At 54.1% G+C, this 13,816-nt stretch carries 15 protein-coding genes; 4 read left to right on the top strand and 11 right to left on the bottom strand.

Going from position 1 to position 13,816, the window contains the following annotated elements:
• The 7 genes from JMG82_RS00720 to JMG82_RS00690 form a co-directional block, all read right to left on the bottom strand.
• Nucleotides 1–684 (bottom strand): F0F1 ATP synthase subunit A, encoded by a 684-nt coding sequence (locus JMG82_RS00720; RefSeq protein ID WP_201353032.1) that lies wholly within the window; start codon nt 682–684, stop codon nt 1–3.
• A 69-nt stretch (nt 685–753) separates the two neighbouring features.
• On the bottom strand, nt 754–1,512 hold the full coding sequence (locus JMG82_RS00715; protein WP_236579151.1) for a TIGR02757 family protein: 759 nt from the start codon (nt 1,510–1,512) through the stop codon (nt 754–756).
• Nucleotides 1,481–2,740, bottom strand: a complete 1,260-nt coding sequence (locus tag JMG82_RS00710; RefSeq protein ID WP_201353031.1) for an RNA polymerase factor sigma-54 — start codon at nt 2,738–2,740, stop codon at nt 1,481–1,483. The genes JMG82_RS00715 and JMG82_RS00710 overlap by 32 nt, the downstream gene beginning before the upstream one ends.
• Entirely contained in the window at nt 2,737–3,459 is a 723-nt protein-coding gene (gene lptB / locus JMG82_RS00705) for an LPS export ABC transporter ATP-binding protein (RefSeq protein WP_201353030.1), read from the bottom strand. The genes JMG82_RS00710 and lptB overlap by 4 nt, the downstream gene beginning before the upstream one ends.
• The gene (tsaE, locus tag JMG82_RS00700) at nt 3,452–3,877 is read right to left on the bottom strand and encodes a tRNA (adenosine(37)-N6)-threonylcarbamoyltransferase complex ATPase subunit type 1 TsaE (protein WP_201353029.1); all 426 of its coding nucleotides are present in this window, start codon (nt 3,875–3,877) and stop codon (nt 3,452–3,454) included. The genes lptB and tsaE overlap by 8 nt, the downstream gene beginning before the upstream one ends.
• Nucleotides 3,874–4,857 (bottom strand): anthranilate phosphoribosyltransferase, encoded by a 984-nt coding sequence (gene trpD / locus JMG82_RS00695; protein WP_201353028.1) that lies wholly within the window; start codon nt 4,855–4,857, stop codon nt 3,874–3,876. The genes tsaE and trpD overlap by 4 nt, the downstream gene beginning before the upstream one ends.
• The gene (locus JMG82_RS00690; RefSeq protein ID WP_201353027.1) at nt 4,854–5,102 is read right to left on the bottom strand and encodes an RNA-binding S4 domain-containing protein; all 249 of its coding nucleotides are present in this window, start codon (nt 5,100–5,102) and stop codon (nt 4,854–4,856) included. Before JMG82_RS00690 ends, trpD begins: the two co-directional genes overlap by 4 nt.
• A 184-nt stretch (nt 5,103–5,286) precedes the next feature.
• On the opposite strand from JMG82_RS00690, the gene JMG82_RS00685 reads away from it, so the two are divergent.
• From JMG82_RS00685 to JMG82_RS00670, 4 genes are read left to right on the top strand one after another with little or no spacing between them, the layout of a single operon-like run.
• Nucleotides 5,287–6,441, top strand: coding sequence for an ABC transporter permease (locus tag JMG82_RS00685; RefSeq protein ID WP_236579150.1), 1,155 nt, complete (start codon nt 5,287–5,289; stop codon nt 6,439–6,441).
• Nucleotides 6,438–7,244, top strand: coding sequence for an ABC transporter ATP-binding protein (locus JMG82_RS00680; RefSeq protein ID WP_201353026.1), 807 nt, complete (start codon nt 6,438–6,440; stop codon nt 7,242–7,244). Before JMG82_RS00685 ends, JMG82_RS00680 begins: the two co-directional genes overlap by 4 nt.
• Nucleotides 7,244–8,215 carry an MlaD family protein gene (locus tag JMG82_RS00675; protein ID WP_201353025.1) on the top strand — a complete coding sequence of 324 codons (972 nt, stop codon included), beginning with the start codon at nt 7,244–7,246 and terminating at the stop codon, nt 8,213–8,215. The genes JMG82_RS00680 and JMG82_RS00675 overlap by 1 nt, the downstream gene beginning before the upstream one ends.
• Nucleotides 8,212–8,799 (top strand): ABC-type transport auxiliary lipoprotein family protein, encoded by a 588-nt coding sequence (locus tag JMG82_RS00670; RefSeq protein WP_201353024.1) that lies wholly within the window; start codon nt 8,212–8,214, stop codon nt 8,797–8,799. The genes JMG82_RS00675 and JMG82_RS00670 overlap by 4 nt, the downstream gene beginning before the upstream one ends.
• Before the next feature lie 12 nt (nt 8,800–8,811).
• On the opposite strand, the gene JMG82_RS00665 is transcribed toward JMG82_RS00670, so the two are convergent.
• The 4 genes from JMG82_RS00665 to JMG82_RS00650 all read right to left on the bottom strand — a co-directional run bounded on the left by JMG82_RS00665 (nt 8,812) and on the right by JMG82_RS00650 (nt 13,810).
• Entirely contained in the window at nt 8,812–10,626 is a 1,815-nt protein-coding gene (locus JMG82_RS00665) for a menaquinone biosynthesis decarboxylase (protein ID WP_430408182.1), read from the bottom strand.
• A gap of 31 nt (nt 10,627–10,657) precedes the next feature.
• A complete protein-coding gene (locus JMG82_RS00660) occupies nt 10,658–13,060 on the bottom strand; it encodes a Lon protease family protein (RefSeq protein ID WP_201353022.1) in 2,403 nt (800 codons plus the stop codon).
• A gap of 130 nt (nt 13,061–13,190) precedes the next feature.
• Nucleotides 13,191–13,616, bottom strand: coding sequence for a hypothetical protein (locus JMG82_RS00655; RefSeq protein ID WP_201353021.1), 426 nt, complete (start codon nt 13,614–13,616; stop codon nt 13,191–13,193).
• Nucleotides 13,613–13,810: a hypothetical protein gene (locus JMG82_RS00650; protein ID WP_201353020.1), complete on the bottom strand. Its 198-nt coding sequence runs from the start codon at nt 13,808–13,810 to the stop codon at nt 13,613–13,615. Before JMG82_RS00650 ends, JMG82_RS00655 begins: the two co-directional genes overlap by 4 nt.
• Nucleotides 13,811–13,816 lie beyond the last annotated feature (6 nt).

Here is a 13,816-nt window from a genome sequence, read left to right as displayed (position 1 = left end):
TCAGAGGGTTTCCTCTTCGAGCATGACTGCACCCGCCAGATAGACGTAGGTGAGGATCATGAAGATGAATGTCTGCAATATGGCTGAAAACGCCATGAGCATGAATCCTGGAATCGGCGCAATCCAGGGAACGAGCAGAAGGAGTACCATGACAAAAAGGTCGTCTCCCTTGATATTTCCGAAAAGTCGGAACGAGAGGGAAATGATGCGGGAAATATGAGAAACGATTTCGATCGGAAACATCAGAGGCGCAAGCCATTTCACAGGACCGGCGAAATGCGCGAAATAATGGACGAGTCCGTTTTTCCTGATGCCTTCGAAGTTGTAGTAGATGAATACGATGAGCGCCAGCGTCAAGGTCATGTTGATATTGCCCGACGGCGGTTCGAAACCGGGAATGATCTCCATAAGGTTGGAAAAGAAAACGATCAAACCTATCGTCGCAACGAGCGGCAGGTATTTACGTGCATTGCTCTCACCGATGACATCGCGACCCATCGCAACGATACCCTGCAGGTAGGCTTCCATCACGTTTTGCGTACCTGTCGGAACAAGCTTGAGCGATTTCGTCGCCATTTTTGCCACCAGCAGTACAAGAATGGCCGCCAAAATGAAGTGGGACGCGAACAGATAGGAGTGATTTTCGGAAATCACACCCAAAAAGGTGAAAATACGACCTTCCATTCATCTTCCTTTGTCATAGATTTGTGCGATTTTAGCATAACGTCCATTAATCAGGCTTTAATACAGGCCTTATAATTCCGCTTTTTCCTGCCCGATCCTGTAGAGGGCGAAATCGTATCTGACGGGATCTTCCGGGCAGAAGCGTTTCAGCGACCGGGTCAATTCGACGGCGGCCTTCCAGTCACAGCTTTTTCGCTTCAGCAGCCCAAGGCGCCGGCTCACGCGGAAGGTATGGGTGTCCAGAGGCATGATCAGGTCCGCCGTGTCGACTCCCCGCCATCGCCCCAGATCCAGTGCCTCCTTCCTCACCATCCATCGCAGAAACATCATCCACCGTTTATAGGCACTCCGCGGCCGCCCGTCGGCGGGAACGGTGCTTGTGAGAAAACGGTATCCCCGGCTGTTCCATCCGTTGAGTCGTCCGAAATACTCGATAAGTTCAAAAACGCCGTCGATAACGGCATGGTTCCGACGGTACCCTTCCATGAAAATCTCTTCCATCGCGCCGTGCCCCGCCCGCCGCAGGGTCAGAAAGATCTGTACGACATCTTCCGGCGACTGGAAACGGTAGCGGTGCTCAAGGCCCTTTCGTATTTCTCTTTCGTCGGCATCGAGCAGCGAAAAATCCAGGGAACGAAGAAATGTGACGATCCTTCCGGCATTGCCGTACCCAAAAAGCGCGCAGAGCAGGATCGCACGGTCGTCGTCGAGATCCCTGGCCACCATCAGCGGATCGGGGCGCTTGGAGGAAAGCTCCAGGGCACACTCGCGCCTGTGAACCTCCGCATCGAGCCGCTCACGCAAGTCTGTAAAATCGTTTGCGTTCACTCGATCCGCCTATCTTCATCTGTTTCCGGTATTTTGTCACCGTTCTTCGCACCATCTTGACACCGAATTTCTCTTCGATCAACTCAAGAAGCTTCTGGTCGCTCAGGGGTTTGTCTCTATCCTCTGAGGCAATCGTTTCGGCAATAAACCTCTTGATCGAGGCGTTGCTCACATCTTCGTCGAGTCCGGCAGTGAAAAACGCCTTCATCGGGAATATGCCGCGGTCGCACATCAGATATTTGTTGGCGATGGCACGGGATATGGTAGAGGGATTGTGGTCGAACTCTTCGGCGATATCCTTAAGTTTCATCGGACGGATGTCACCTCCCCGAAAAAAATCGTACTGGAATTCGACGATCATCAGCCCTATCTTGTAGAGTGTCGCCTTGCGCATCTGAAGCGCATCGAAAAGATCCCTCGCCTCTTTCATCTTTTTCCGGAGGAAACGGTGGTCGAGATCGCCGCCGTGGACCAGAATGTCCGGATAGAAGTCGTCATTGATTTTCACTTCGATGTTCTCGTCGTTTCGGACAATGATGAGATCGGGTATGGCCGGCGGCGAGGCCTCCATCGTTTCGATGGCCGGAGGATTTTTGAATCGGCGTATCACTCCGATCGCTTCCGAATAGAGCGGGTTCTCCTTGAACCGTGCGAGATTTTCGAAGTCTTCCAGCATTCGCGCCACCAGCGAATAGAGAGGCTCGGTCACTTCGCTCTGACGAAGCTGAAAAAGCATCGCTTCGGCAGTATCTCGCGCTCCGACACCCGAAGGTGAGAGGTAAGCAAATCGCTGCCGTATCTTTTCAACCTCTTGGGGCGAAACAGCCAGGCGGCGGGCTATCGATGCCACACTCCCTTCGAAATACCCCTCCGCGGAGATCTCTTCGATGATCGCAAAGGCGATCGCTTCACTCCGGGGCGTGGGAAAAAGCGGGGCGCCGATCTGTTCGTAGAGACGTTCGTAGAGGGATTTTTCGTGGATGGTCAGTGCTTCGATCGCCTCGGCACTGCCGGAACGCTCACGGCTGTGGAGTACATGTTTGCCGAATTTGGCCGAAAACTGCTCTTCGAAACCCGAGCGGACCTCCATGCAGGGGTTCTCCTCTTCGTAGGCCCTGAGCTGATCTTCCAGCTCTTCCAGGCCCGACTGGAGAATCGGCAGCCAGCTGCGCAAAGTGCTCGAAAGCTTCGTCTTTAAGCCGGCACTCTGTGTCTGGCGCAGTTTCATAGAGTGAAATGCTCTCCCAGATAGTGTTTGATGACTTCGGGATGGCTGGCGATCTCCTTTGCGCTTCCTTCCGCCATCAGTGTCCCTTCGTACATGACATAGGCCCTGTGGCAGATGCCGAGCGTCTCCCGGACGTTGTGGTCGGTAATGAGCACACCGATATCGAGCTCAAGCAGTTGACGGATCACATTCTGAATGTCGATGACGGCGATAGGATCGACACCGGCGAAAGGTTCGTCCAGAAGCAGGAATTTCGGCTTGTTAACAAGAGCCCGCGCGATCTCTGTCCGGCGTCTTTCACCGCCGCTGAGACGGATGCCCTTGCGGTTTCGTATCGGCTCGATGTTGAAAAGTTCCAACAGGCTTTCGATGCGTTTGGCGGCACTCTCCTTGTCGAGCTTCGCCGCTTCCGCTGCGATCAGCAGGTTCTCTTCCACCGTCAGTTCCTTGAAAATACTGGATTCCTGGGGAAGATAACCGATACCCCTCCGCGCCCTGGCATGCAACGGCTCTTTGGTCACATCGGCGTCGTCGATGAAGACCTTTCCTTCGCTGACGGGAATCAGTCCGCATATCATGTAAAACGTCGTCGTCTTTCCCGCCCCGTTGGGGCCCAGCAGCCCCACCACCTGCCCGGTCTGCAATTCGAGCGAGATTCCCCGGACGATCATCTGTTTTTTGATGGTTTTGACAAGATTTTCCGTTTTGAGTCTATGCATCGGCGCTTATCCTGTATCGGCGTCCGCTCTCCGTCGGTTCGATCTCTATGACGACCGTACTGAAACCGTGCGCTTTCAAATAGTTTTCCAGATTTTCGTCTCCCCACTCGATCAGGTGCCATCCCGGCTCTTCCAGACTCTCCAGAAGCCCCATGGCGAGAAATTTCTCGTTAGGGCACTGATAGAGGTCGTAGTGGAAAAGATCTTTTCCGTATATCTGCTGGATCGAAAAGGTCGGAGAGGTGACCGCCTCCCCGTACCCCCTTATTTTGGCAAGCGCCCTGACAAGCGTCGTCTTTCCAGCGGCGAGATCACCCCGCAAAAACACGATCGCATGCTCTGGAAGCCTCTTTGCGATCTTTCGGGCGACGCTGTCGATCTTCTCCAGCGGCGCTTCTATGACTTCCGCTTCTTTCATAAAGCGTTGGAGACCCGGATGATCTTCTCGAGCGCCTCGGCGGCCCTTCCTGAATCGATGGTTTCTCTGGCCAGAGCCAATCCTTCGCCGATATCGCGCGCTTTGCCGTCCACGACGAGCGCTCCTGCCGCGTTGATCAGCACGATATCCCGTTTGGGCCCCTGCAACTTGCCCGTGAGAATCTCCCGTGCTGTTCGCGCGTTCTCCTGCGCGTCTCCCCCCGCAACGGCTTCCAGCGGCGCATGGCCGATGCCGTACTCGACAGGATCGATGGTGCGCAGTTCCAGATGCCCCTGATCCAAAAATGCGGTATCCGTCGGCGCCCCGAGCGAAATTTCATCCAGACCGTCCCGACTGCTGACGACCATCGCCCGTTTCGAGCCGAGCCTCTTGAGCGCTTTGGCGATTTTGGGTACGAAAGCGGGGTCGAAAACACCGATGAACTGCTTTTGCACACCGGCCGGATTGCTGAGAGGTCCCAATATGTTGAAAATGGTTCGGTGAGAGATCGATTTGCGAATCGGCATGACGAACTTCATCGCCGGATGGTGATAGATGGCGAAGATGAAGGTAAAACCGCACTCCTGCAGCATCTGCACCTGCTTTTCGGGAGAGAGATCGAGCCTGATGCCCAGCGCCTCGAGCATGTCGGCACTTCCCGATCTGCTGGTGATGGAGCGGTTGCCGTGTTTGGCCACGTAGCATCCCGCCCCGGCCAGAAGAAGCGAGACAGTCGACGAAATGTTGAAAGTGCCGCTCTTGTCGCCACCCGTGCCGCAGTTGTCGATCAGTTTGATCCGAAGATCCTCGGGAACCGGCAGCTTCACCGAATGGGCCCGCATCACCTCCGCCGCCGCCGCAATCTCGTCAGTGGTCTCACCACGCTCGGCCATCTCTATCAGAATCTTTTTCGCTTCCTCTTCGTCCATCAATCCGAGGAAAAGGCGTTCGAATACCGTCTTGGCTTCGTCGTATGTCATGCAAGCTCCTGGACATAGTCATCTTTCGCACTTTTTGGAATCGATTTGGTCGTCGGTATCTTGAGCACTTTGTACCGTCTCGCTCCTTTGAGATAGCGAATTTCGATCGTGTCGCCCACCTTTACCTCTTTGCTCGGCTTCGCCTGCACCCCGTTGATGAAAACGACCCCGCTTTTTACCATATCCTGGGCGATCGTACGCCGCTTGACGAGATTGACACTGCTCAAATATTTATCGACTCTCAATAAATTCTCCAAAAAATCCAAAAAATTTTATTTATTCTATCTTTTCGTTGATTAAAATCAGGTTTAGAGCCATCGGGGTCGGCAGAGAGTGACCGGGTATTGTGGGAGGAGAAAACAAGATGCGACAAAGCACCCTTCCTCTTTTCCGTCACCCGCCATTGCGTAACATCCCTTTAATATCGGCTTGGCTAAAATCATCGGTATGGACAGTGAAACTTTTTTCCAACTCGAAAACACAGAGGATTGCACTCTCGTCAGATTGTCGGGAGAGTGGCGAATCGACCGGCTCGACGAAATCGAAGCCTCCTACCGTGCGCTGCTGCCCCGCATCAGAAAGTCAAAACGCGTCGTTTTCGACCTTTCGGGCGTTCGCAGTGTCGATACGGGGGGTATGATATTTTTCATCGCCATCCGCGAAGAACTCGGCAAAACTCTCCCGCTCGAAGTACGCCGCGTCCCCAGAGAGTTCTGCCGCATGTACCGGTTGGTCAAACGCTACAGCCGTCCTGTTCCCAAAGCCGAAACAAGAGCCTTTGTTCTGTTTTCCGATTTCCTGAACCGTGTCGGCGCAAGCGCCGTCACCGTTGTCATGGATTTCATTCGTTTTCTCAACTTTCTGGGCGAAACATCGGCGGCCATATTCAGAAGCATCCTTCATCCTTCGTCCATCCGCTTCAAGGAGACCTCCTCCAACATCTACAAAGCGGGGGTGACAGCCCTGCCCATCGTGGCGCTCAGCTCCTTTCTGGTCGGAATCGTCGTGGCTTACCAGAGTGCCGTACAACTGGAAAAATACGGCGCCAACATCTTTATCGTCGACATGATCGGCATCTCCATTCCGCGGGAACTGGCACCGCTCATCACCGCCATCATCGTCGCGGGACGCAGCGGCTCGGCCTACACGGCGCAGATCGGGGTGATGAAGATCACCGAAGAGATCGACGCGATGAAGACGATGGGGTTCGAGATTTTCCGTTTCGTCGTCCTGCCCCGCATCTTCGCCATGATCGTCGCGCTCCCGCTGCTTATCTTTTTCGCCGATATCATCAGTATCTATGCCGGGATGATCATCGCCAAATCGCAGCTGGGCATCAATTCGGTGCAGTTTCTCGACCGTCTCCAGAATGCCGTGGATGTCAAACACTACATCGTCGGCATTTTCAAAGCCCCCTTTTTCGCTTTCATCATCGCCGCCATCGGCTGTTTTCGGGGTTTTGAAGTCTCCGGAACCACCGAAAGCATCGGCCGCTACACCACCATGAGCGTCGTCAACGCCATCTTTCTTGTCGTCGCGGTCGATGCCCTCTTTTCGGTCATTTTCACGGAGCTTGGCATATGAAGCCTCTAATAGAAATGCGTCATATCCGTACCCGCTTCGGCGAAAAGGTGGTACACGACGACGTGAACATCACCGTCTACGAAGGGGAGATTTACGGCCTGCTGGGCGGCAGTGGTTCGGGCAAGACGACACTGCTGCGGGAGATGATCATGCTACTGCGGCCCACTGCCGGGCAGGTGAAAGTGCTGGGCTATGATGTACTCAACATATCCGATGCCGACGCCCACAGGCTCCGCGCCTCATGGGGAGTCCTCTTCCAGTTCGGCGCGCTCTTCACCTCGCTGACCGTCGCCGACAATATCGCCGTCTGGCTGCGTGAATACACCACGCTTTCGGAATCTTTGATCGAAAAGATCGTGCTCTCGAAGCTCGAGATGGTGGGATTGGCACCGGATGTCGGAAAACTCTACCCCGCAGAACTCAGTGGCGGGATGATCAAACGGGCGGGTCTTGCCCGGGCCCTGGTCATGGACCCGAAACTTCTGTTTCTGGATGAACCCACTTCGGGCCTGGACCCCGTGAGCGCCGAAGCGTTCGACAACCTCATCACCGAACTTCGCAAACTGCTGGGATTGACAATCGTCATGGTCACCCACGATATCGACACCATTTTCAACGTCGTCGACCGCATGGCGGTTCTGGCCGACCACAAGGTCGTGGCCGAAGGAAAGCTGACGGAAATTCTCAAAAGCGGCCACCCTTTCATACACCGCTTCTTCGGCGGAAACCGGGCCAGAGTCCGTATCGAAGCGATGCTGCATGAAAAAATGCCGATATATTCCAATGCAACAGAGGAGTCGTGATGGAAAGCAGACCCAGTTACACCCTTGTCGGTCTCTTCGTTCTGCTGTTGGCCGCCGGGGCGGTCTTTTTCGCCCTGTGGATGGGCAAATTCAGCGAGCGGAAAAAGATTTACAGGGATTACTATACCTACATGTTCGAATCGGTTTCGGGGCTTCCCAAAAACGGGGCTGTTAAATTCATGGGAGTCGAAATCGGCAAGGTGAGCGACATCCACATCAACTCCAACGATCCGACACGCATCCGCCTCACGCTCCGCCTTCCGGCCGATTTCGTCGTGCGCGAGGGAATGTACACCCAGCTCAAACTCGAAGGGGTCACCGGTATCGCCTATGTCGACATCAGCGGAGGACGGGCGGGAGCGAAACCGATTGAGATGGAAAAAGGCAGAATTCCCATCATACCTTCCAAACCCTCCGCCTTGACCAAACTGGGCGACGCCCTGCCCAAAGTGGCGGTCAATATGGCGGACGCCTTCGAACGCATCAACAAAATACTGAGCGAAGATACCATCGAACACCTCAACGGCATTGTCGCCAATCTCGACGCCTCGACCCGCCGGCTCAAAAGTCTTATCAGCGAAAGGAACACCCGAAACATCCGGCGTCTCCTGCAGAATCTCGCCGATGCATCGGAAAGACTCGAAAAACTCTATGAAGCCTCCGATGCCGTCAAAGCGGCCGCTTTGAAGCTTACGGACGACGGCAACCGTACCATGCGTGCCATCCAGGAAAGTGCCGAGGCATTCAGGCGGATGAGCGATACCTTCACGCGACATCTCGACGAGGGCCAATTCGATTTTCAAAGCATGCTCAACCCCACCATCACCCGTGCCGACGCCCTTTTGGAAACGACCCAGTCGCTTCTGTATGAGCTTGAGGAGGAAATCGGGCAACTCCGCCAGAGCCCGAGGGACCTCCTCTTCAAAGAGTCCCGCCCCCTTCTTGGACCCGGCGAAAGGAGCAATCGATGAAATTTTTCATACCCCTTATTCTCCTGCTGCTCGGCGGATGTGCCGTCAAAGAGGTTCCCCCCGCACAGAGCTACACCATTGCACCCGAAACGCCGGGTCTGGAAAAAAGGGCCCTTGAAAAACCCGTCTGGCGCACCTTGGAGATTCTCGTCAAACAAAACGGCCGAACGACCGCCACGCGGAACATCTACTACCTGACGAAAAACTACCGGCTTCAGCCCTACGCCTACAGCATCTGGTACGACACGGTGGGCACAATGCTGCAGAACAAACTGCTGACGGCTTTTAAAGAGGCGAATATCGCCCAAACCGTATCCGACGGCCTTTCGTCCCTTCGGCCCGAAGCCATGCTGCAGATTCAACTGCTCGCCTTCTGCCAGGATTTTTCCTCAAAGGGTCCATCCACTGCCACTGTCCGTCTTCTTGCGACTTTTCACAGCGACAAAAAGAGTGTCTCAAGAATTTTCACGGCCGAAACGCCTGCGCCGACTGACGATGCCGAAGGCGGTGTCAAAGCGTTCAACGAAGCGTTGGATGCCATCACGAAAGATCTGGTCGGCTGGGTGGCAACCATCCGACCGTAGCAGGGAGAGCGGTTATATCAGCTGAAATTTCTTAGCAAAAGCATCATCGATGTCGAGCAGTCCCCGCTCCTGCAGTGATTTCAGCACCTCCGGATCGCAGTAGACATCTCCGGGCCATTCTCTCCCATAGCCGTCGAGTTCGTTTTTGTTGGTCGCATCGAGCATGATGAAGGGTTTCAGCCGGACATCGCGCTGGGCGTCAATGTTGTTGGCGATGCGCCAGACGAGCATGTAGGGGTTGTCGACATCGTTCGCTTCGGCATCGACCACCGCGACGATTCTGATGTGCCGGTGGAGTCCTTCGATATCGTCGAAAAGCGACTGGACACACCGCTCTTTCCGGTAGGCGATGACCGTAACGGGGTTTTTGGTATGGGTGGCATACTGTCTGATCGCCACGATGTTGGGATCGATGGTCCGGAGTGCCTCAAGAAGCCTTTCGTCGTCGATGGGTTCGTCGACACCGTTGGCCACCTCTTCACCGGTGCAGTCGAGCCCCAGCTTGCCGCCAACCAGCGCTTCGGGACTGGAGTGGTCGAGGGCGTCGACGATCCCTTCGGTGATGAGCACCTTTTCGGGGGCGACGCGGTTGAGTATGTAATCGGTGACGGTTTCGTAGTCGGTCAGTTTCGGCGCATCCTTCCCGACGAAAACGGCATGCTTGACAAAGCTCATCTGTCCCACCCCCCAGAAGGCGTGCATGAACTGTTTGGCATGCCCTTTGTAATGTGTCTCCATCTGTGCCAGTATAAGATTGTGGAACACCCCATTTTCGGGCATATGGTAGTCGATCAGATCGGGAGTGGTGGTCTTTAGCAGCGGCAGAAAGATGCGCTCGGTGCCCCATCCCATATATTTGTCCTCCAGCGGCGGCTTACCGACGACCGTGGCCTGATAGATGGGATTCTCTTTCATCGTGACCGCCGTAACCGTCATGACAGGGTACGGCTCTTTGAGGGTGTAGTAGCCGGTATGGTCGCCGAAAGGTCCCTCGATCTGTGTTTCGGCGGGGTCGACCTCCCCTTCGATGACGATATCGACATCTTCGGGTATCCAGATATCGTTGGTAATGGACTTGATTAGCCGCGCATTCTCGTTGCGCACGAAGCCATACAGAAGAAGCTCGAACATGCCGTGGGGGAGCGGTGCCTGGCCGCACCAGATATAGAGCGGGTCGCCGCCGATCGCGACGGTGACTGGCATCTTTTTGCCCGCCTCTTTGTACTGATCGAAGAAGTGGCTGGCATCCTTGTGAATCTGCCAGTGCATGCCGAGGCGGTTTTTTGAATACTGTTGCAGTCGGTACATTCCGAGATTCTGCATCTTGCCGTCCAGCGAACGGGTATAGACCTGCCCCATCGTGATGAAGGGGCCGCCATCTTCGCTCCATGTCTTGAGGATCGGGAGTTCGTCCAGATCCGCCTCGGGGCCGGTTTTGACGATCTGCTGGCAGAGACCTTTTTGCTTCATACGCTTGGGAAAGACGTTTTTGAGAGCGAAAAGTTTGGGAATGAGCGAGAGTTTTTCCCTGAAACCCTGCGGCGGTTTCATGTGCAGAAGCTCTTCGATTTCCGCGGCGATGGCATCGGGATGGCGGCCGAAGATCTTTTCGGTTACGCCAAAATCGGCGAACATGTTCATGACCACGGGCATCGGATATTCGATTCCTTTTTTCCTGTTGACCGGTTTGGTGAAAAGCAAGACTTTGGAATCGGTTTTTTTGACCTCCGCATACGCGATATGCGCCATCTCCAGATCGACATCGACCGGTTCATCGATGATTTTCAGATCGCCTTCGTTTTTCAGCCTCTCCAGCCAAGCCTGCAGATTCGCCATGGTATCTCTTTCCTTTCGATGGTTATTTGGTGCTTCCGCGCATGATCTCTTTGGCTTTTTTTGCAAACTCCGTCAGTTTATCCTCCACGAGGCGGTTGACACTCCCTTTGGAAAACTTTCCGTCATCGCCCCTTTTACCGGCCGGCAGGTTGGTTAAAATTTCGATCGCCTCGTCGATGTTTTCGACGGCATAGAGGTGGAACTCTCCCCTCCCGATCGCGTCGAGCACCTCTTTTTTGAGCATCAGATGATCGATGTTCGATTTGGGTATGATGACCCCCTGATCTCCTGTCAGCCCTTTGAGTTTGCACACTTCGAAAAATCCCTCGATCTTCTCGTTGACACCTCCGATCGCCTGGGCGTCGCCCTTCTGGCTCATGGAACCGGTGATCGCGATGTTCTGTCTGATCGGCACCTGCGCGATCGCCGAGAGGAGCGCACAGGTCTCGGCAAGGGAGGCACTGTCTCCTTCCACCCCGCTGTAGCTCTGTTCGAATACCAAGGAGGCGGTGAGTGTCAGGGGCATATCCGGCACGTAACGGCCTTTGAGAAAGCCGGTCACGATCATGATGCTCTTGGAAAAAATCTTACCCCCCAGTTCCGACTCTTTTTCGATATCGATCACTTCGCCCTTGCCCATACGGGCGACCGCCGTGATCCTAACAGGCTTGCCATAGAAGATCTCACCCAGATCGATGACGCTAAGACCGTTGACCTGGCCCCTTTTCGCCCCCTCGATATCGATCTTCACGATCCCCCGCTCGAACTCTTCAAGAATCCGCTCTTTGATCCGGCCGCTGCGGTATTCGATCTCCTCGATCGCCGTGTCGATGTCGATGTCATCGATCACTTCGCTCCCTCTCTTTCGGGCGAAATAGTCGGCCTGTTCCAGCATATTGGTGATTTTCTTGATTTCAAGCGAGAGTTTCCTGGCATCTTCGGCCAGGCGGGAGCTGTAGTCGATGGTCCGGGCCACACCTCTTTTCGTCAGCGGGTTCAGGCGCCCTTTTCTGGCGATCGAAGCGATCAGCGACGCGTAGAGCCGCAAAGACTCGTCGTCTCTGTCGTAAATCTCGTCGAAATCGGCGTTTATATTGAAAAGACCCTTGAAATCGGGGTCGAGATTGTACAGCAGGTAGTAGAGCAGCCGACTGCCCACGAGCACCACCTTGATGTCAAGAGGCACCGGTTCCGGCTCCAGTGTCAACGTGCTGATGAGCCCGATCATCCTCTCTTTCGGAACGATCTTGATCTTTTCCGACATCAGTGCCCTTTTCAGCGTCTCCCAGGCGAAAGGTTCGACCAGTATCTTCCGGGCATCGATGATCAGATACCCGCCCCTGGCTTTGTGGAGCGATCCGGGCCTGATCAGCGTGAAGTCGGTGATGAGTGTGCCCATCTGCGCGATATGCTCGATGCGTCCCACGATATTTTCGTAGGAGGGATTGTCTTCATAGATGACCGGGGCGCCCTTTTTCATGTCGTGAGAGACGAGGATATTGACTTCGTACCGGGTGAAAGAGGGACGGAAGAGGGGAACGAACGGCTGCGGCACACCCGCCATCTGCTCCTCTTTGAAAAGAAAGTCCTGGACATTCTCCACGACATCCTTTTCAAAAGCTTCCAGATAACTCTGTACTTTTTCATACGCTTCATAGCGCTTTTTGATCGTCTCGATCATATCGCCGGCTACCATTTTCGTCGTCTCTATGTTGAGCTCTTTGATCTTTTCGAAAAGCTCTTTGCGAAACAGCATCAGTTCCCGCGTTGCCTCCCCCAAATGCTCGTTGAGCAGATCCACACGGCGTTCCATCTCTTCACGCACTTCGGGGGGAAGCGCCTGGAACTCTTTGGGATTCATCAGTTCGCCATTCTCTTTGTGGGGGACGAACACGATACCGGCGGGAGTCCTGAGCATCGCCATGCCCATCGATTTGGCCTCCTCTTCGATGCTCTTGTAGACCTCTTCGCTTCGGTTTTTGAACCGCTCGTCGATCCTTTTCCGCTGGGCATGATAGGCGTCGCTCTCGAAAGCGGCGGGAATGGCATTTTTCAGATTTTCGACAAGTTTTTCGATATCGCTTCTGAAAGTTTTGGCAAGTCCGGGCTCCAATTCGACTGCGACGGGTTTGTTGGGCTCATCGAAATTGTTGACATAGCAGATATCGCGGGGGGTCTTTTTCGACCGGGCCTTCTCCTGCAGAATCTTTTCAACAAATTCGTGTTTCCCGAGCCCGCCCGGGCCCATGACATAGACATTGTAGCGGTTGGCGGCCGAAACGGGTTCGAACTCCAGCGACCGTATCGCCCGCTCCTGCCCTATCGGGGCGAATGCCGCTTCGACATCTTTTGTTGTCTCAAATCCAAAGATATCCGGGTCGCACCGGTGATCGATCGTATCGATACCCAAAGGTTCCGTGGCCATAGCACACCCCTTTCTTTTTGTTGCATTGATCCATCGCGAAACATTCCGCCTCTCAAGAGCCGTGACGGCACACTGACGTTATCATAGCCACAACGAGCTGAAAACTCCGTTTAACGGATCTTGGTTTCGTTTAGGACAGGCCGAATGTTTCCAGCAGTATTTCGTTTTCCCGACGGATCTGTGCATTGTGGTGCTTGATGTCACTCAAAAAGCCGATCAATTCATAATATCCGATACTCTGCGGCCACACATTCTCCGCATCCATGATTTTTTCCAGATACGATGTCAATTTTTCATCGACGATCTTCGACTCTTCTGCGATCTTCAGGGTCGCCCCATTCTGCTGTTCGAGCATCTCCTGAAACTCCGCCTCTTCCTCTTTCGTAATCGAAAAAGTGATGGTTTCTTCGCTTTTTCTCTTTCTCTTTTTCTCTTTGTTACGTTTTTTCTTCCCTTTGGGCACCTTCTTGGAAGCGACCGTTGCATTTTCGATCTGCAAAGGCTCTTTGTAGATCGGATCATCTTTTTTGGCGACAGAAACATTTCTCTTTTTCACGATTTCTCCTTTCGAACCGTTTCGATCAGTGACTGGGTATCCGCAAGTCTTTGGGATATCTCTTCGATCACTTTTTCATATTCGTAGGAAAGCACCAGTCGGCGGTAGACTTCCGGCCTCTTCTTTTCCCACTCCAGCAGTGTGGCGTACCGCAAATTCAACCTGCGCGCCAGTTCCATCTTTTTGATCTTCATCCGCCC

The organism is Hydrogenimonas urashimensis (assembly GCF_016593255.1).
Taxonomy (GTDB): Bacteria; Campylobacterota; Campylobacteria; order Campylobacterales; family Hydrogenimonadaceae; genus Hydrogenimonas; species Hydrogenimonas urashimensis.
This window is presented reverse-complemented; position numbering and strand designations above follow the sequence as displayed.